Source organism: Mesorhizobium sp. WSM4829 (assembly GCF_055811475.1).
This window is the reverse complement of sequence record NZ_JBVVQJ010000007.1, coordinates 140,033-158,142: the sequence shown is the minus strand read 5'-3', so window position 1 is coordinate 158,142 and position 18,110 is coordinate 140,033. Positions and strand designations below refer to the sequence as shown.

17 protein-coding genes and 1 pseudogene are annotated in these 18,110 nt (G+C 63.0%); 12 read left to right on the top strand and 6 right to left on the bottom strand.

Features of this window, described 5'->3' with window-relative positions; genetic code table 11:
• The first annotated feature begins 6 nt into the window (after positions 1-6).
• From AC0L17_RS09565 to AC0L17_RS09555, 3 genes are all read left to right on the top strand, one after another.
• Entirely contained in the window at positions 7-1,362 is a 1,356-nt protein-coding gene (locus AC0L17_RS09565) for a sigma-54-dependent transcriptional regulator (protein ID WP_473515627.1), read from the top strand.
• Positions 1,363-1,573: 211 nt separating this feature from the next.
• Entirely contained in the window at positions 1,574-2,884 is a 1,311-nt protein-coding gene (locus tag AC0L17_RS09560; RefSeq protein WP_473515626.1) for a tetratricopeptide repeat protein, read from the top strand.
• Positions 2,885-3,101: 217 nt separating this feature from the next.
• On the top strand, positions 3,102-3,827 hold the full coding sequence (locus AC0L17_RS09555) for a 3-keto-5-aminohexanoate cleavage protein (RefSeq protein ID WP_473515625.1): 726 nt from the start codon (positions 3,102-3,104) through the stop codon (positions 3,825-3,827).
• Positions 3,828-3,877: 50 nt separating this feature from the next.
• Here AC0L17_RS09555 and AC0L17_RS09550 read toward each other — a convergent pair.
• A pseudogene (locus AC0L17_RS09550) lies at positions 3,878-4,707 on the bottom strand (NAD(P)H-dependent oxidoreductase).
• Between the two features lie 92 nt (positions 4,708-4,799).
• Here AC0L17_RS09550 and AC0L17_RS09545 point away from each other — a divergent pair.
• The 7 genes from AC0L17_RS09545 to AC0L17_RS09515 all read left to right on the top strand — a co-directional run bounded on the left by AC0L17_RS09545 (position 4,800) and on the right by AC0L17_RS09515 (position 10,705).
• A complete protein-coding gene (locus tag AC0L17_RS09545; RefSeq protein ID WP_473515624.1) occupies positions 4,800-5,723 on the top strand; it encodes a LysR family transcriptional regulator in 924 nt (307 codons plus the stop codon).
• A gap of 168 nt (positions 5,724-5,891) precedes the next feature.
• Positions 5,892-6,428: an Lrp/AsnC family transcriptional regulator gene (locus tag AC0L17_RS09540; protein WP_473515623.1), complete on the top strand. Its 537-nt coding sequence runs from the start codon at positions 5,892-5,894 to the stop codon at positions 6,426-6,428.
• Positions 6,425-7,588 (top strand): saccharopine dehydrogenase family protein, encoded by a 1,164-nt coding sequence (locus AC0L17_RS09535; protein ID WP_473515622.1) that lies wholly within the window; start codon positions 6,425-6,427, stop codon positions 7,586-7,588. Before AC0L17_RS09540 ends, AC0L17_RS09535 begins: the two co-directional genes overlap by 4 nt.
• Positions 7,589-7,700: 112 nt before the next feature.
• Positions 7,701-8,489, top strand: coding sequence for an ABC transporter substrate-binding protein (locus AC0L17_RS09530; protein ID WP_023799181.1), 789 nt, complete (start codon positions 7,701-7,703; stop codon positions 8,487-8,489).
• 115 nt (positions 8,490-8,604) lie between these two features.
• Positions 8,605-9,276: an amino acid ABC transporter permease gene (locus tag AC0L17_RS09525; protein ID WP_473515621.1), complete on the top strand. Its 672-nt coding sequence runs from the start codon at positions 8,605-8,607 to the stop codon at positions 9,274-9,276.
• Positions 9,273-9,947, top strand: coding sequence for an amino acid ABC transporter permease (locus tag AC0L17_RS09520; protein ID WP_473515620.1), 675 nt, complete (start codon positions 9,273-9,275; stop codon positions 9,945-9,947). The genes AC0L17_RS09525 and AC0L17_RS09520 overlap by 4 nt, the downstream gene beginning before the upstream one ends.
• Positions 9,948-9,976: 29 nt before the next feature.
• Positions 9,977-10,705, top strand: coding sequence for an amino acid ABC transporter ATP-binding protein (locus tag AC0L17_RS09515; protein ID WP_473515682.1), 729 nt, complete (start codon positions 9,977-9,979; stop codon positions 10,703-10,705).
• A gap of 898 nt (positions 10,706-11,603) precedes the next feature.
• On the opposite strand, the gene AC0L17_RS09510 is transcribed toward AC0L17_RS09515, so the two are convergent.
• Positions 11,604-11,765 (bottom strand): hypothetical protein, encoded by a 162-nt coding sequence (locus AC0L17_RS09510; protein WP_473515619.1) that lies wholly within the window; start codon positions 11,763-11,765, stop codon positions 11,604-11,606.
• Positions 11,766-11,990: 225 nt separating this feature from the next.
• On the opposite strand from AC0L17_RS09510, the gene AC0L17_RS09505 reads away from it, so the two are divergent.
• A complete protein-coding gene (locus AC0L17_RS09505; RefSeq protein WP_091600388.1) occupies positions 11,991-12,662 on the top strand; it encodes a Crp/Fnr family transcriptional regulator in 672 nt (223 codons plus the stop codon).
• Between the two features lie 154 nt (positions 12,663-12,816).
• Positions 12,817-13,128, top strand: a complete 312-nt coding sequence (locus AC0L17_RS09500) for a tyrosine-type recombinase/integrase (RefSeq protein ID WP_473515618.1) — start codon at positions 12,817-12,819, stop codon at positions 13,126-13,128.
• A 187-nt stretch (positions 13,129-13,315) separates the two neighbouring features.
• Here AC0L17_RS09500 and AC0L17_RS09495 read toward each other — a convergent pair whose 3' ends face one another.
• From AC0L17_RS09495 to AC0L17_RS09480, 4 genes are all read right to left on the bottom strand, one after another.
• Positions 13,316-14,017: a molybdate ABC transporter substrate-binding protein gene (locus AC0L17_RS09495; protein WP_473515617.1), complete on the bottom strand. Its 702-nt coding sequence runs from the start codon at positions 14,015-14,017 to the stop codon at positions 13,316-13,318.
• A 321-nt stretch (positions 14,018-14,338) separates the two neighbouring features.
• Complete coding sequence (locus AC0L17_RS09490; protein ID WP_287174071.1) at positions 14,339-15,385, bottom strand: glutathione synthetase; 1,047 nt, start codon at positions 15,383-15,385, stop codon at positions 14,339-14,341.
• A gap of 14 nt (positions 15,386-15,399) precedes the next feature.
• Positions 15,400-17,268 carry a flavohemoglobin expression-modulating QEGLA motif protein gene (locus AC0L17_RS09485; RefSeq protein ID WP_473515616.1) on the bottom strand — a complete coding sequence of 623 codons (1,869 nt, stop codon included), beginning with the start codon at positions 17,266-17,268 and terminating at the stop codon, positions 15,400-15,402.
• Positions 17,265-18,092 carry an N-formylglutamate amidohydrolase gene (locus tag AC0L17_RS09480; protein ID WP_473515681.1) on the bottom strand — a complete coding sequence of 276 codons (828 nt, stop codon included), beginning with the start codon at positions 18,090-18,092 and terminating at the stop codon, positions 17,265-17,267. Before AC0L17_RS09480 ends, AC0L17_RS09485 begins: the two co-directional genes overlap by 4 nt.
• Between the last annotated feature and the right edge of the window lie 18 nt (positions 18,093-18,110).

Genomic DNA, 18,110 nt, shown 5'->3' with positions numbered 1-18,110 from the left:
GGCAGCATGACGAACGACGACGCAGCGCCGGTCATCTTGGTCGATGACGACAGCGATCTCCTCAAGGCCACCGCGCAGACGCTCGAGCTTGCCGGCTTTTCGGTCTCGGCTTTCTCGGTGGCGGCCGAGGCGCTGGCCAGGCTAGACACCGGTTTTGCCGGCGTGGTGGTGTCGGATATCCGCATGCCTGAGATTGACGGCTTGCAGCTTTTCAACCGCATCCTGCGGCTGGACCCGGACATCCCGGTCATCCTCGTCACCGGGCATGGCGACATCGCGGTTGCCGTCAAGGCGATCAAGGACGGTGCCTACGACTTCATCACCAAACCCTTCGCCGCCGACCGGCTGGTGCAGAGCGTGCGCCGCGCCGCGGAAAAGCGCCGCCTGGTGATGGAGAACCGCGCCTTGCGCGAGGCGGCCGGAGAGGCGCAGGACGGCCTGCCGCTGATCGGACAGACGCCGGCGATGGAACGGCTGCGCCGCACGCTGCGCCAGATCGCCGACACCGATGTCGATGTGCTGGTGACCGGCGAGACCGGTTCCGGCAAGGAAGTGGTGGCCAGCCTTTTGCATCGCTGGAGTCGCCGCGCCAAGGCCAATTTCGTCGCGCTGAATTGCGGCACGCTGCCCGAGACGGTCATCGAGAGCGAATTGTTCGGCCACGAGGCAGGCGCCTTCACCGGCGCGCAGAAGAAGCGGATCGGCCGTATCGAGCACGCCAGCGGCGGCACGCTGTTCCTCGACGAGATCGAAAGCATGCCGGTCTCGACACAGGTGCAGATGCTGCGCGTGCTGGAAATGCGCGAGGTCACCCCGCTCGGCACCAACGAAATGCGGCCGGTCGACCTGCGCGTCGTTGCGGCCGCCAAGGTCGATCTCGGCGATCCGCGCCAGCGCGGCGCTTTCCGCGAGGATCTCTATTACCGGCTCAACGTGGTGACGATCTCCATTCCGCCGCTGCGCGAGCGCCGCGACGACGTCGCACTGCTGTTCTTCTACTTCGCCGAGCGCGCCGCCGCCCGCTTCCGGCGTCCGCTGCCGGCGGTGCCGGCCGCGGTGCACCGCCATATGAGGGAGCATGACTGGCCTGGCAATGTACGCGAGCTCGCGCATTTCGCCGAACGCTTCGTGCTTGGACTGGAGGAAGACGCAGGAGTAGCATCCCCTGCCCCAGCCCAGCGGGATGCCGCCATGAAACTGCCGGAACGGCTGGAGCGCTACGAGGCCGACATCATCCGCGAGACGCTTAACCGCAACGAGGGCGACGTCAGGCGCACCATCGAAGCGCTGGGGATTCCGCGCAAGACCTTTTATGACAAGCTGCAGCGCCACGGCATCGTGCGCAGCGAGTTTTCGAGGTAAGGGGGCCGATCGCTTGTGCTGCCCTTCGGGGCGGCCAGATCATCCCTGCCCGTTCGGCGCTGACGGACCCTGAGATTGACGACATCGTCGCCTTCCTCGGCACGCCGACGGATGCGGATCAGGCAAGGCAGTGAGGCGGCCACGCCAGCCGCCACTCGATGACCGATTCACGGCGCAACCAGTGATTGCTCTCTGAAATCGGTTGGTTAGAATGCGCCACGCGTCGCTTGCGGCGGCGCCGAGGGCTTCGATTGGCGGGGTGGTGAAATTGGTTCGAGTGTGGCTCAAGCCCTCATGGTGGGCGCTGGCCGCCGCAATCGTCCTGACGGTTTCGGCCTTCCCGGCGTTCGCGGCCAGCAGCGATTGCATCAGCGATGACGAGGTCGAACTGGCGGTGCGAATCGCCGCCTGCACGCGCATGATCGAGGATACGACGGAGCCGGCCGGCGATCGACAAATCGCGTATGGCAAGCGTGGCAACGCTCTGGTGGAACTTGGCGACTACGACCGCGCCATGGCGGATTTTGATCAGGCGATCAGCCTCGATCCGAACCAGGCCAGAGCCTACAATGGTCGAGGCTGGGTCTGGTTCAGCAGGGGCGACTATGACCGCGCTATCGCCGACTACAACACGGCGATCAAGCTCGAACCGAAAAAGGCGGCGATCTATGTCAATCGAGGACTCGTCTGGAAAAGCAAGGGCGACCTCGACCGTGCTATGGCCGATTTTGACCAAGCGATCCGTCTCGATCCGAAGCTCGCCAGTGCCTACATCGGTAGAGGCATAGCGGGGGCCGGCAAGGGGGACAATGACCTCGCCATGGCCGATTTCAACCAGGCGATCAGCCTCAATCCCAAAAATGTGGATGCCTACAACAGTCGAGGCGTCGTGTGGGCCAGGAAGGGTGACTTTGACCGTGCCATCGCCGACCATAGTCAAGCGATTGCCCTCGATCCCAAGAATACGCTCGCATATTCTAACCGAGGCCTCTCTTGGGCCGCCAAGGGCAATGAGGCGCTTGCGATAGCCGATTGCTCGCAGGCAATCAGCCTCAGTCCGAACGTCGGCCACACCTATGGAGACCGGGGGCTCGTGGAGTTGCTTTTCGGCTTGCTTGCGAAAGCACAGGCCGACATCGAAAAAGCTGCGGCGCTCGAGCCTGGAAATGCCTACCTCGCGATCTGGAGGCACATCCTGGAGCGCAGCAGTGGCGATGACGGCCATTTGCGCGAAGCAGCCAAAACGCTCGACATGACGAACTGGCCGGCACCGGTAGTGCATATGTTTCTTGGTGAACAAACACCCGCCGAGGTGCTGGTAGCGGTTGCCGGAGCGAGCATGGCCACGAAAATCGGGCAGCGCTGTGAGGCGAATTTTTTCGTCGCCGAATTCAACCGACTACAGGGACACAACGAAGGCGCATTGCCGCTTTACCGGCGCGCGGCCAGCGAATGCCCTCAGGACCACATCGAGCGCCATCTCGCCGCCGCCAGATTACGTGCGCTGGACGTTATGCCGTGACAGAAGAATGAGTCCCAGCCGAGACTTGGGATCGGAAAGACAGACGCATCTCCTGCAAGGCGCGCAAGCGCATTGAAGTCCGGGCCGTGGTGCTTGCCTGGCACATTCTGTCACATTGGTTCAGGCTTGGCCGCCCATCTGTCAGGATGATCGCGCGACCAATTACAGTCTTCGCGGCCCTGCGCTAGACTGAGCAACCGCAACCGGGCGCACGTCCATGATTGTCCAGACCTGCATCAATGGCGCGCGCAGCGCCGATTTCCATCCGCAGCTGCCGCTTGACGCGGACGCCATGGCGCGTGACGGCGCGTCCTGCGTGGCCGCCGGTGCGGCCGAGCTGCATATCCATGCACGCGGGCTCGACGGCCGCGAAAGCCTTGCCCCGGCGACGATGGACCGGACCGTGTTGGCGCTGCGCGGCGCCTGCCCGGGAACGCTGATTGGCGTGTCGACCGGCGCGTGGATCGAGAATGATGACGAGCGCACACTTGCGGCGATCGCCGGCTGGAGCGAATTGCCCGACTATGCGTCGGTCAATCTGAGCGAGAAGGCAGCGCCCGAGGTCATGCAAAGCCTGCGGCAGCGCGGCATCGGTATCGAGGCCGGGCTCGCCTCCGTCGCTGATGCCGAGCGCCTGGACCGCCTCGACCATGGCAACCAGGTGCTGCGCATCCTGATCGAGATTTCCGAGCAGGAATTGGACGAGGCGCTGGAAGCCTGCGACGGCATCGCCGCCGTGCTCGACCGCGCCGGACTGCGTCGCGCCATCCTGCTGCACGGCGCCGACGCCACGGTGTGGCCGTTCGTGCACCGGGCGGCGGAACGCAACTGGTCGACGCGCGTCGGGCTGGAAGACGGCAAGGCGCTTCCGGACGGCACTACGGCATCAGGCAATGCCGCGCTGACGGCTGCTGCGGTTGCGATCTTCCGGGCCGGTCGTTGATTCATCCCGTAGGTTTCGGGCGCCTTGCCCGATCTTCTCGGGATGCTGCGTCAGGCCACGTCCCGCAAAGTCGAACGCGGCGTCGCCGATTTCGCGGTTGCGCGATCCTGGTGAAGCGCGAACCCTGCTGCGCCCGGGTCGCCCAGTTCAGAGCGGAGCTGCATGCTCGGGATGTGGTAGTCGCCGCCATTCTGCTGCCGATAGGGAATCGGTCGGTTGTCTCGAGCGTCCGCATCCTTTCGCGCAGCCGCTCCGCGACAGGCTCGAAATCGGCCTCGCCGAAACGATCCACTCTGTAGACAACGAAAGGCGGAAGCACGTCGTAGCCCGGATAATAAAGGATCCCGTGATTGATCGGGAACAGCAGGTCGTCGATCGGGCCGTTGACGCCGCGGGCGGAATAATGCTCCTCCCAGCCGCCGGCGGTCACGATCAGCATCGCGCGCTTGCCGGCGAGCGTTCCCTCGCCAAAGCGGTCACCCCACCGCTTGTCGCTATGCTCGCCGACACCATAGGCGAAGCCGTAGGCGTACACCCGGTCGACCCAGCCCTTGAGGATTGCCGGCATGGCATACCACCACAGCGGGAACTGGAGGATCAGTGTGTCGGCCCACAGCAGCTTGTCGATCTCTGCTTTAACATCTTCGGTTAGCGTGTTGGTCGCAAAAGCATTTTTGGATGCCACAGCCGGCAGGAAGCGTTCTTCGGGCGGCCACGACGGAAAATCGGCACGGTCCACCTCGGATTTCCAGCCATCGGCATAGAGGTCCGATATCAGCACTTCATGGCCCTGGGCCTCGAGTTCCCTGATGGCGACGTCACGCAGTGCTCCGTTGAGCGAACGCGGTTCAGGATGAGCAAAAACAAGCAGGACTTTCATGGGGCCACTCCGATGAAGGATGATGGCACTGAAGGTAGCTAGGCCAGAGATGATCCGCTACATCTTAGCAATGCATAAGATTATGCCGAATAATGGATAGATCTGATGTGACCCTCGAGCGCATGCGCACCTTCGTTCGCGTCGCCGAGCGCGGCAGCCTGTCGGCGGTGGCGCGCGAGCTCGGGGTTGGGCAGTCGACGGTCACGCGGCATTTGCGCGAGCTCGAAGACGCCGTCGGGGTGCCCTTGCTCAGCAGGACCACCCGGCGTGTCACGATGACCGATGAAGGCAGTCGTTACTATGCCGACAGCGTTCAGATCCTGCGCCTCGTCGAGCAGGCCGGCGACGAGGCACGGGGCACGCGCGGCACGTTGGCCGGCACGATCCGGATATCCTGCACGGCGGCGCTCGGGGTCTTGCACGTCAGCCGGCTGATCTTCGCCTTTCAAGACCGCTATCCCGACATCGGTGTCGATCTCAGCCTCACCGACGAGCGCATCGACCTTGTGCGGGAGGGCGTCGACATCGCGCTTCGCCTCGGTCCGCTCACCGACAGCTCGATGAAACTTCGGGCGCTCGGTCAGTCCCGGCGTCTGCTGGTGGCGGCACCGGCCTATCTGGCGGCGCGGGGCAGACCGGCCGTCCCACAGGACCTGCCTGGCCACGAAGGCATCCGAATGTCGAACATCGCGGGAAGCGACACGCTCGCCCTGGAGGGGCCGGGCGGCGAACGCCACGCGGTGCCTTTTGGCGGCCGGTTTCGGGTCGACCATGGGCTTGCCGTGCGCGAAGCCCTCGTCGCCGGTCGCGGTATTGCACCTGCCCATCACTGGCTTGTCGACGATCTCCTCGCCGCCGGCCGGCTGGAAGTGATCCTGCCGGACTACGCCCCGCCTCCCATTCCGCTGAGCATGCTGATCGTCCCGGAGCGCGCCGGCATTGCCAGGGTCCGGCTGCTGGTCGATTTTCTCGCCGAGCGAATCGGCGGCATTCCAGGGATCGAGAAACCGCGTTAGTCGGCATGCCCTCGGTCGGCTGCGGCTGGCAAAACCCTTCTGTCTTCCAGGATGCGGCCTTGTTGACGGCGCCGAACGCTCTTGCGATTTAAAAAGATACACCCTAAGCTGTTTTCATATCAGAAAGAAAATTCGATAAATTCTTTCCATTTATGAAAGCCTGAGTTTTTGCGGGAACATCTCGATCAGACCGACCGGCGACTGGTCAAGCTGCTGTCGCAGGATGCGCAGCTTGGCGTCAATCGCCTCGCCGAGAAGATGGCCGTCTCGGTGCCCACGGTGCGCATGCGGCTGCGCAACCTGCTTGACCGCAACCTGCTCAAGATCGTCGGGCTGCTCAACCTGACCGAGCGCCCAGAATTGATCTCGGCGATCGTCGGCATCAATGCGCAGGGGCGCGGCCGCGCCCGGGAACTGGCGCAGCGCATTGCCGAACTGCCTTTCGTGAACTCGGCCTCCGTGGTCACCGGACGCTTCGACATCATCGTCGACGTGACGGTGGCCGGCGATGTCGCCGATCTCTATCGCGTCACCAGCGAGCTGATCCCCGGCGCCGGCGAGCCGGGGGAAGTCGTGCGCAGCGAGACGTTCGTCGTCATGGCCTCCTGCAACAAATGGGTCAGCCTGCCGGAAGGCTGCTGGTCGGACGAGAGCAAGCGCGACGAAACTGGGCGCGACGAAACTGGGAGAAAGGAAATACCATGAAGATCGCGGTTCTCGGCGGCCTCGGCCTGCAAGGCCGGGCGGCGATCGCCGATCTCGTCGCCAGCGCCGATGTCGAAGAGGTCGTCTGCGTCGATACTGCGCCGAATGGGGCAGCCCGGCTTGGCGGCCTGACCGACCTTGCCCGCGTGCGTTTCGTCGTGCCCGAAGGCGCGATCGCCCCTGTGTTGGCGAATGTGGTGGCGGGTGTCGACGCCGCCATCGATCTGTTGCCGCAGCCGCTGATGCGCGAGGCGGTGCAGGCCGCGATCACGACGCGCACGCCGCTGGTCACCACCAATTACGGCAAGACGATCGCCGACCTTGCCCCCGCAGCGGAAGCGGCCGGCGTTTCGATCATGACCGAATGCGGGCTCGACCCCGGCATCGACCTTGTGCTCTACGCGCGCGCCGCAAGGCAGTTCGACGCCATCACCGCGATCGATTCCTATTGCGGCGGTATCCCCGAGCCGAAGGCGATGGCCAAGCCGCTGTGCTACAAGGTGAGCTGGAATTTTGACATGGTTCTGATGAGCCAGAACCGCGACAGCGTGCTGGTCGAGAACGGCAAGCGGGTCGATGTGCCGGCCGGCCAGCAACATGAAAATCGGTTTATCCATCAGATCGAGATCGCCGGGCTCGGCAGGCTGGAAGCCTTCCCCAATGGCGATGCGCCGCATTATGCCGGCATGCTTGCCGCCGCCAAGGGGCTGCAGCGCTCCGGCCGCTATTCGTTGCGCTGGCCGGGTTGGTCGGCGTTCTGGGCGCCGCTGAAGGAGCTTGGCTTCCTTTCCGAGGACAAGGTGCCCGGCGTTGGCGCCAGCCCACGTGAATTTCTCGGCCGGCTGCTCGGCCCGCAACTGCAATACGGCGCCGGCGAAAAGGACCTGTGCGTGATGCGCAATGTCTTTACCGGCACCCAGGATGGCCGCCGCAAGACGGTGATGTCGGACCTGGTCATCGAACGCGACCTCGCCTCCGGCCTGTTCGGCATGAGCCTTGGCGTCGGCTATCCCGCCAGCATCGTGGCGCAGATGCTGGCGCGGGGCGAAATTACCGAGCCCGGCCTGCTCAACCCGCTGTTGCATGTGCCGGACGGCCGCTTTCTCGATGAACTGGCCAGACGCGGTATACGGGTATCCGAAACGATCGACTGGGACTGAAGGATTTTCGAACGGTGGTCGCCGCCGGCAACGGCGCTGCCGCTCAAAAAGCACCCCAAAGGGGTGGAACAACAAAGTGAAAATAACAAACGACAACAAGGAGGAATGCCCAATGACTATTGCCAAGCTTTTCATCGCCGGCCTTGCGCTCGCCGGTCTCACTGCCGCGGCCAGTGCCGGAACGCTCGACGAGATCACCAAGCGCGGCGAGTTGCGCGTTGCCGTGCAGACGCAGGGACCGCCCTTCTCGCTGGTCGGCGCTGCCGGCGAGCGCACCGGCAGTTCGGTCGAGCTTGCCGAACTGATGGCCAAGGAAATGGGCGTCAAGATCACCTTTTTGGATTTCGATTGGGACGGCCTGATCCCGGCGCTGCTGTCGGGCAAGGCCGATCTTCTGGTCGCCGACATGACGCCGACGCTGGCGCGGGCGATGAAGGTCGCCTTCACCAAGCCCTATATGTACACGGGCAGCACCGTCTTCACCAAGGCCGACGGCAAGTTCAAATCCACCGAGGATTGCAAGGCCAAGGGCACCAAGATCGCCGTGCTGCTCGGCGCCACTGGCGAGAAGGAGGCCAAGAAGGCTTTCCCGGACGCCGACATCAAGAGCTACAAGGGCGGCGGCCCGCTGCTGCTTGACGCCGTCAACAACGGCCAGGCCGATTGCGGCGTCAACGACGTCTCGGCGGTCAAGGGCCAGTCGACCGCCTACCCGGCCGGCAGCTTCACCATCATGCCGGACATGCTGTCGAAGGAGCCGCTGGCCTTCGCCACGCGCTATGACGAGCAGGACCTGCTGACCTGGATGAACCTGTTCCTCGACCAGGTCAGCCTCGACGGCCGCCTGCAGAAGAACCTCGACTACTGGGTCAATTCCGACGACTGGAAGAAGGATCACTGAGCATAGTGAATAGTGAATAGTGAATAGTGAGTAGTAAATCGCTACTCGCTATTCGCTAATCCCTATTCACCATTCACTAATCCCTATTCACTATTCACCATTCACCGCCCCACCCATGCTCGAAAATTTCAGCTTCCGCACCATTGTCGAATATCTGCCCCTGTTCGGGCAGGGCCTCGTCACGACCGTGTGGCTGTCTGTCCTCGCCTTTGCCGGGGCGCTCGCCGTCGGCATCGTGCTCGCCGCCATGAACCTGCAGCGCGGCTGGCTGTTTCGCATCCCGGCCAAGGCCTATATCGACGCGGTGCGCGCCACGCCCTTGCTGGCGCAGCTCTATTTCCTCTATTTCGGCCTGCCCCGGCTCGGCATCATCCTGCCTGAGCTCGTCGTCGGCATCCTTGCTCTGTCGCTGAACAGCGGCGCCTATGTCGCCGAGATCATCCGTGCCGGCATCCTGTCGATCCCGCGCGGCCAGGTCGAGGCAGGCGTCGCGTCGGGGATGACCTATGTCCAGCGCATGCGTCTGGTCATCCTGCCGCAGGCGTTCAAGGTGACGATCCCGCCGCTACTCGGCCAGGCGATCGTGCTGGTCAAGGATTCCGCTCTGCTGTCGCTGATCGCGGTCGCCGAACTGACGCGCGCCGGGCAATTGCTCGCCTCCGACCGCTTCATGCCGGCGGAAGGTTTTATCACCATCGCCGCCTTCTACCTCCTGCTCTATTACGGGCTGAAGGGACTGGCGGCGCTGTCCAGGCGCTGGCTCGGCCTCGCGGGGGCACGGACATGATCTGGCAGCAGCTGCAAAGCCTCGCCGGCAGCTATCCCCTCGCCTTGCGCGGCCTCGGCATGACCGTGATGCTGTCGCTGGTCAGCCTGGTGCTGGGCACGCTGATCGGCTTTGGCCTCGGCATCCTGCGGACCGGCGGCAACCGGCTGATCAGCGGCGTGATCGGCGCCTGGGTCGACCTGATCCGCGGCACGCCGTTCCTGGTGCAGATCTTCCTGATCTTCTTCATCCTGCCGGAACTCGGCATCGAGCTCGACGCCTTAACTGCCGGCATCATCGCGCTGACCAATCTGGCCGCCTGCTTCATCTGCGAGATCGTCGTCGCCGGCATCCGCTCGGTGCCGACCGGCCAGGTCGAGGCGGCGCTGGCGTCCGGTCTGTCGCGCTGGCAGCGCATGCGCCAGGTGGTGCTGCCGCAGGCGATGCGCATCGTGCTGCCGCCGCTGGTCGGGCAATATGTGCTGCTGATCAAGGATTCCTCTGTCGTTTCGGCCATCGGGCTCACCGACCTCACCCGCGTCGGCTGGCTGGTTGTGCAACGCGTGCCGAACGGCCTGCTGGTCTTCTTCCTCGTCGGCCTTGGCTATTTCATCGTCTGCTATCCGCTGATCCTGCTGGCGCGCCGGCTCGAGCAGCGCATGGGTGCGGCCCATGGCGAGGTGCAGTTGTGACGTTGAACCTCAGCAAAAATGGTACCGGCATGATCGAGTTTCGCGGCGTCAACAAATGGTTCGGCACGCTCAATGTGCTCAAGGACATCACGCTCAGCGTCGAGCCACGCGAAGTGGTCGTTGTCTGCGGCCCGAGCGGCTCGGGCAAGAGCACGCTGATCCGCTGCATTAACGGGCTGGAGACGATCCGCGACGGCGACCTGGTGGTCGACGGCCAGCGCCTCGGCGACCCCGCCACCAACATGACGCGGCTGCGCACCGAGATCGGCTTCGTCTTCCAGTCCTTCAACCTCTACCCGCACAAGACAGCGCTCGAGAACGTGACGCTGGCGCCGATCCATGTCCGCAAGGTCCCGCGCGCCGAGGCCGAGAAGGCCGGGCGCGAGCTGCTTGCCAAGGTCGGCCTTGCCGACAAGGTCAATGCCTATCCCGCACAACTCTCCGGCGGCCAGCAGCAGCGCGTCGCGATCGCCCGCTGCCTCGGTATGCGCCCCAAGATCATGCTGTTCGACGAGCCGACCTCGGCGCTCGATCCAGAGATGATCTCGGAAGTGCTCGACGTCATGGTCGCTGTCGCCGAGGAGGGCATGACCATGATGGTGGTGACCCACGAAATGGGCTTTGCCCGCAAGGTCGCCCAGCGCGTGGTGTTCATGGATGCCGGCGCCATCGTCGAGAGCGGCACGCCGGATGAATTCTTCTCGCACCCCAAGACCGACCGCAGCCGCGCCTTCCTGAGCAAGATTCTGCGGCATTAGAGTCAAAACTCAACCAGCTGGCTGTCGCCAATGGCCGAGACGGGTGGGATGCTGCCATTCGTCTCGTCGATGGGAACGAGCAATTAGCGCCATGTTCAGACATTCGCGGTGCTTCTCCAGAGCGGACGTTAGCTCATCGGTAGGAGGCGACCTGCGGACCATGCCTGATGGCAGATGTAGGGAACGGCGTGACCCCCATGCGATGAAGCGGCGGTAGGCCGCCGCTCCGAATTTGAGCGGCCCGTCCGGCAACGCTATAATTGACCGGCAGGGGACGCCTACCCGTTCGCAATCCAAATAGACGTCTTTCAGCTGTTTGAGTGGCATGTCAGCGTGAGCGAGCGCGAGGGACTTGACAACTGACATGATCATTTTGAGATCCTCCCCAGTTCCCGTCGGTCGACATTCAGTCCTTGGGGTCGCAGGTGTAGTGCCGTTCGAAGGTCCGGTCCGCGCGCCGCTGCTTGTCGAAGCCGCGATGTAAGGCTCGATCGCGCGCTCGTGGACCAGCCAAAGGGGATCTCGGCCGAGGCGTAGCTACTGCCGGCGGCCAACCGTTTCGGGATCGAGGCCGAAGCGATCCTGGTGCGCTCGATCATCGTGCCGGCCGCGCCTGCCTCCGCATGACGGATGGCGCGGCTTCGCAAAGCGCACATGATTTCGTCACGTGAGATGCCGATGTCGCCAAGAACGTCATCGGGTAAACGGCTCAACTGGTCCGTTGCCGACAAGAGAGCTTTTCGCTCGGCGCGGAGGCGTAACCACCTGCGAAATGGACCAATGGCGGCAGCATGAATTATAACCATGATCAGATCGTACCTTCATTGATCTGAATTGACCGGTACGGAACGGCGCGAACGGCACTCCGGGCGAGAGCTTCAGCCGTCCGCGAGGCAAGTTAGGCGTAGTGGTCGATGGATTGGTTTTGCCGCGGCGTGCCCATACGGCGGGCGGTGGCTGGCCCCGGGCCACGCATGTAATAAAGCTCCGGGCGGTAGCGCGGCGCGGCGAATTTGCGAAACGCCGCAGCAAGTTTTGTGACGGGAGCCAAGAATTTCATGACCGTCCCCTTTCCCTTCGCCGGCTTGAACACGAGTCGGCGGGCCTGGATGTTGCAAACAAGGATATGCCAGTCGAACCAGGCTCGGCTGTGGGAATTCCCACACCCGGGAGAACATTGGCGAAATCCGCTCCCAGTTTGCATCCCGGAAACGGGGCCTGCGGCCATCAAATTTCCTTGGATAGGGAGTAAGGTGAAGTACACTTGATTGAACAAGAGGCTGTTGTGACAGGCTCTCCGGCCTTCATCTCAAGACTTTGCGATGCCGACCTCGCCGCGCTGACCAAACGGTGGCACGAGCGCAGCTATCGACACAACGAGCTAATCATTTCCCACGGCGACACTGGTCGCGATGTCTTCTTCCTGCTGGAAGGACGGGCTCGCGTGACACTGGTTTCAGCGGACGGCAGGGAGATAGCGTATCGCGATGTCGAACCGGGTGACATTTTCGGGGAGCTCGGAGGCATTGACGGGATTGCACGCTCTGCCAGCGTAGTCGCGCTGGAGGCAACCCGCGCTGCACGGCTGTCCGGCACAGCATTCCGGGATATCGTGATGACCCACCCGACTTTTGCCTGGATGCTGCTTGAGCATCTGTCTGCCCAGCTCCGGCGCATGACCGAGCGGGTATTCGAATACAGCACTCTGGTCGTGCGAAAACGGCTGATCGTCGAGCTCCTGCATCGGGCGGAGAAAGCCGCACTCGTGGACGGCGAGGTGTCCATAAGCCCGGCACCGACGCATTCCGAGCTGGCGGCAACGATGAGCACGCACAGGGAAGCGGTCTCGCGCGAAATGAGCGACCTCGCCAAGAGAGGCCTGATCGAAAAGCGCGGCAGCAGGTTATTGCTGCATGACGTCTCGGCACTACGGGCGCTGGTCGACAAGAAGGAATAGCGAAGGCTGTCGCTGCGGCGGGGGCACCGCACGTTTCATACTCCTCGGCCGCAAGCGATTATTCCTTCCGGCAAACTGCGCAACCTAGCGTGCCAGTGCGCGGGTCGGGCTTTGATCGCTTCACCCGTTGCAAGAATCATGACTCGGCTTCTCGATGCGGGCACGGAACGTCGATCGACCCGATCTCTCTCGTCGTCTCGCGATAGTCCACCAGCCACGCAAGCTGCCGCTGGTGCTGAGCGCCGAGGAGGTAGCGCGGCTGCTCGAAGCGGCGCCGGGGCCGAAATACAAGGCGGCGCTCGGCACGGCCTATGGCGCCGGGCTGCGGGTTTCCGAGGTGGCGGCGCTCAAGGTGACCGACATCGACTCGGCGCGCATGCTGATCCGCGTCGAACAAGGCAAGGGCCGCAAGGATCGCCACGCCATGCTGTCGCCGCAATGTGACGAGCATACCATTTCGCATTGAACCGGGCGACCTGCAGCCGCGATACATCACTGAACGCGAACGGCCTCCGCAAAGAGGCTGTTCGATGCATGGGCTGCTTTTCCGCGTTCCACCCGGCTGAGATGTTGAACGCTCTTTGCCTGCGCGGCTTAGGCGAATGCCTTGGCCGGCTCGGTAGCGCCATATGCGGACGTCGCTCAATGCCGGATTAGGTCTGCTTAGGACGCCGTTCGATGCCTGTGGCCGCGAGGGACTCATCAAGGTTGGGCGAGGACAGGAAGTTCAGCAACTGTCTAGCGGCGCCTGTGTTCGTGGCGGCACTTATGGCGAGGTCGAAGTCGACGTGGCTCTGGAGTTGCACAGGGAAAGGACCAATGAGAATAACGTCAGGGGCGGCAGCGAGGATGGAGGTTACCGGAACAACTGCCAACTCGGCTTCGCCACGAGCCACGCTGGTCGCCGTCTGCCCTCCCAATATAGGCACTAGTTTTGGCCTCACCTCAGCCGCCAGTCCCAGCCGTTCGAGGAGGCCGGTGAAGTAGCCACCGCTGGTTCCGTCGCTAGCGTAGGCGATCGACTTGGCATTCTTCAGGGCGTGCTCGAACGCTTCGATGGAGTCGACGCGGAACTCACGGCCGCCCGCCTTTGCCGCCACGCCCATGCTGATCCGGCCAAATGGCACTTGGCTCCCCGCCAGCACCCATCCGGTTGCAGTCAGGTCCCGAACTAGATTCGGATTGGTGATGACCAAGTCGAAGGGCTGTCCCAGTTCGATCTGAGCCTTCACCGTCGGGTTGAGTTCCCACTTGTTCGCTACGCTGAGCCCAGTCGCCGTTTCGAACGACGCGATGATAGGGAGGACTGCCGGCCGGACCGCAATGGCTCCAAAGAGCTGGATCTCATCGCCCATTAACGCGCCCCTTCTGCGCTGGATGCTCTCTCACCATATACGGAATGTCCGCATCGGGTCATCAGTGCTGGTTGCCGCGAATGTCGGCTATCGGGTAGCAAAACGGGTTGATGAAGGTCGGCTTGGGGTCAGAACTTGCCGTAGAAGTTCTCCGAACGAAGGGCAGACAAGGATTGAACTCGGTCGTTCAGAGTGATTGGATTCTGCCCTAGTCTGGAAAGAGCCGGCCGGCGTCTTCAGCCGAATGTCGCCAGAGGCTCAGTGCGAACCTCAACCCACTTGCCGTCCTAGTTGGCCTGCTAGCCGGCCTGCCTGCATCCCTCAGAGCGTCGCCAGCCGCGAATTTGTCATTGCCGTTCCATAGGCTTGCCGCAGCGTCCGCTTCTCCTCCAGCGCAATGATGACGCTTGTGGCAAAATCCGTCTTGTACATGACGGCGAGCCGTGTCAGCCCGCCTGGCGTGAAGACGTTGATCTCCAGAAGCTTATCCCCGACGATGTCGAGCCCAACCAGAAACATGCCGTCATTGATCAATTTGGGGCGCACCATCTCGGCAATGCCCAACATCGTGCCTGTTACCTTGACTTTGCGGGCTGTTCCGGCGGCATGGATATTGGACCGGACGTCTCCCTTGGCTGGAAGGCGGCGAAAGGCTGCGTAATTGCCGTCGCGCACCAGCGGCAGACCGTTCATCAGGAAAAGACGCACGTCACCAGCCTTGGCCTCCGGAATGTAGACCTGCGCGATGAGATAGCCGTCACCGCTGGCCGCTTCGAAAATCTGGTTCAGGTTGGAATCGGTGGGCGTTGCAATATGGAAGACGTTCTTGCCACCCGATCCTTGGAGAGGCTTGACGATGCAGCCCTTCGAGTGTTTGTCGATAAATGCGCGGATCTCGGTAATGCTGCGCGATATCAGGGTAGCCGGCCTGACCGCCTCGGGAAAAGACTGAAGGTAGAGCTTGCTCTGCGCCTGTCCCAGGCCATCCGGATCGTTGACGACAATCGCGCCGCGAGCCGCCGCGAGCCGCCCGAACATAACGCCTGCGTTGGCGGCCCATGGCCGATCGGTGGCGTCCAGCGATGGATCGTTGCGCAGAAACACAATGTCGATATCGCTTATCGCCAAAGTCTTTTTCTGCTTCGCTGCATCCTTCAGGGCAGCATGCAGTCTGTCGGACGTCTTGTAGGAAGCATCCGGCAGAACCGCTACGCTGACAGCCAGACCGTCATCCGGACGCAGTATGAAGTCGCCTGGTTCAACATAGACAACGGAATGGCCGCGCTGGACGGCGGCCAGCGCCAACGCTGTCGTCGTGTAGGCGGGCGTCTCGCTCTCAATGGAATTGACAAAGAACGCAATGCGCATCGAGGAGACTCCGCTCAAGTTTCAACCATATCGATCGGACCGATTCCCGCCATCGCTTTCTTGAGACGCGGACGCGCCGCGTCGGAAGAGAGGAACGCGGGCTCGAGGCGCGGCGCCCGCAGCAAGCCGCGCGCGTTGAGTTCCTGGATCGCTCCGAAATGCGCGGCGGAGATCTTGCCGATCCAGAACGGCGTGAGGCTGCCGCCGTCCTTCAGATGATCGAGGATCTGCACCATGCCCCGCAGATAGATGGCGTCCTTTGCAAGGCCCCCGCCTCGATAGACACGCAGAACGACGTTGAAGGCGCCGCGATCATCGAGACCGAAATCCCTGTGGAGGATGCGGAAGGTCTCCTCGAATGTTGCTCCGTCGAGCATCGCCTGACAGGCGATAACCCTGGCCGCGATCAGCCTCAACCGCGCTGCGGTCATGCCGCCGACCAGATATTCCGCCAGCACGGCCAGTCCCTCCTGCATGCCCTCATAGCCGGCGAGTCCGTTGCGGAAAATGGCGAGCCCCTGCGCATCGCCGTTGAAATAGGTCAGCAGATGGACACCGATCTCGTGACTGAGCAGCGCAGTCAGACGCTCCGGTGGAAGGTTGGTATCGCGTGAAACCAGCAGCCGGTTTCGAGAGACGAGGAGGCCGGCCGGCAGGTCGCCGCGGATCTCCACGGAGGCATCGAATTCGGGATAGGCTGCCCGGTAGCCGGCGATCATGTCTCGCGCGGCCGCGGCGACAGCGTCGGCGCCCAGGCCCTTCTGCCGGGTGGCCGACGCAACGCTAGGCGCCTTTTCGAGAATGGCGCGTGCTCGCGCCGCCAGGCTCGGCTCGACGCTACCATAGAGAGCTCGTCCGAGTTCGACGAAGCGGGGCGTTTCGCGCGCCGCGAGCATCGACAGCTGGAGATCGAGTTCCTGCTGCTTTTGCGAGAGCAGCGTGGTCAGCAGCGGATCTTCCAGATGATCGAGCGAGACCGAATAGAGCTTCCGTTTCTGGCCGGCGACCTCGAACTCGAGCGGCCTGTAGAGCAGTACGGGCACACGCTCGAAGGCGCCTGCCTGGAATTCCAGCCAGGCTGGTTCGGCATTGATCGGTGTGACGGCAAGCAGAAAATCGAATGTCGACGCGACGTTGTCGATCGCCCGATCAGCGCGCACCACCGCGTCGATATAGGCGCGCCGCCCCAGCGAACGATGGGTTGCCGGCTGTTCCAGCCTTGATGCCTTCAGGAAGGCGCTGACGGCCTGAAGCGCGGAATCGACCATGTTGGCGACGACAAGGTCGTGGAGTTCGGGGTAGACGCGTTTGGTGCCAGGCACCCGGTAAATCGGTGCGAAACGTACCGTCAAGCACGCCGCATCGCCGAGATCATCCAGAAGCCGTGCTTCGGCGCGTGTCGTGGGGTTGAGTTCGTCGACGCGGGGCGTGCGGTATTTTGCTTCGCGTGCGGACGCAGCGGTGGCGAAGCGCTTCAGTGCCGCCTTCTCCGCCGCCGTGTCGCCGCAGGCCAGCGCAATCTCGAAGGGCGGCAAAAACGGAACATCTTCGGTCAGGAACCGGTCTTCGGCCAACTCGCCGATGTCCAGCATGAGGAAGGCGCCGCAGTGCTCGCGCAGCCTTCGCACCACCAGCCGCGCGGCCTCGCGGGCGAGGCCGATGTCGGCCGCGATCAGATAGGACGCGTTGGCGGAGACGGCATGGAATGCCGCATCCTGATGCGACCCAACATGGACACACAGAAAGGGCAGCGGCCGATCCATGTGCAAACGGTTGCCATTGCCGAAATCGCGGCGGATTGGCTTGCCGTCCCGCAAAAGCGCGTCCAGGTCCGATTCGATTTGCGCCAATGGAGGCGCGGGCTCAACGAGCTTGGGCTTCATCGCATGGCCCGCAGCGCCGACTCCAGGACGGGCACCGTAGACGCCAGCATGGCGCGCAGCCGCTCGATTGTTCCCCAGTCGGGTTCGCCACTCCATTCGTCCATGAAAATCTTCTTGAACTCGACGGCGATGGCACACCCGGTTTCCGGAAAATTGGCATGGACGAAACGGGTCTGTTCGCCCTTGCCCTGGAAGGACACATTCTCGCGCACATCAATCGGCTCGCCGTTGAGACGCTGGCCGCGAAGCGTCTCGATGAAAGCGTCGACGACCGGTGCCCAGCGCTCGCGGTCCATGGAAGACGTACCGATGTTGATGTCGGGCGCGACGTCACGGGACGTAGGCATAGCCTCCCGTCCGTCGCGCCGGTGATTATAACTATGGACGTCGATGAGAACGAACCTGCCATGGCGCTTCTCGATACCGGCAAGGACACGGTTCAGCTCACTGTAGAAGGCGTCGTGAAAGGAGAGAGACTCCGTAACGATGTCCTCGTCCGGCTGCTCTCGCCAGACTTTCAGGCCCCAGGACTGGTCCGGCGACCGGTAGACCGCAGCGTCTCGCGCACGGTTCAGGTCCACTTGGAAGCGTGACCGATGAACGATGATCTGGGTAGGAAAATCGGCGATGAAACGCTCGGTGAACGGGTCCTCTTCTCGACGCCGGTCGGGATCGGAGAGACACATGAGCGATCGACAAGCCCTGCCAATGTCGGTGCCGCTGTGGATAGCTGTACCGACTATAGGCGACTCTCCGAGCTTGATCGTCCAGCCTGCCGGTGATCCACCCGGATCATTGTTGCCCGGATCATTGTTGGAAGTCATCGTGTTCACAGTCCATCG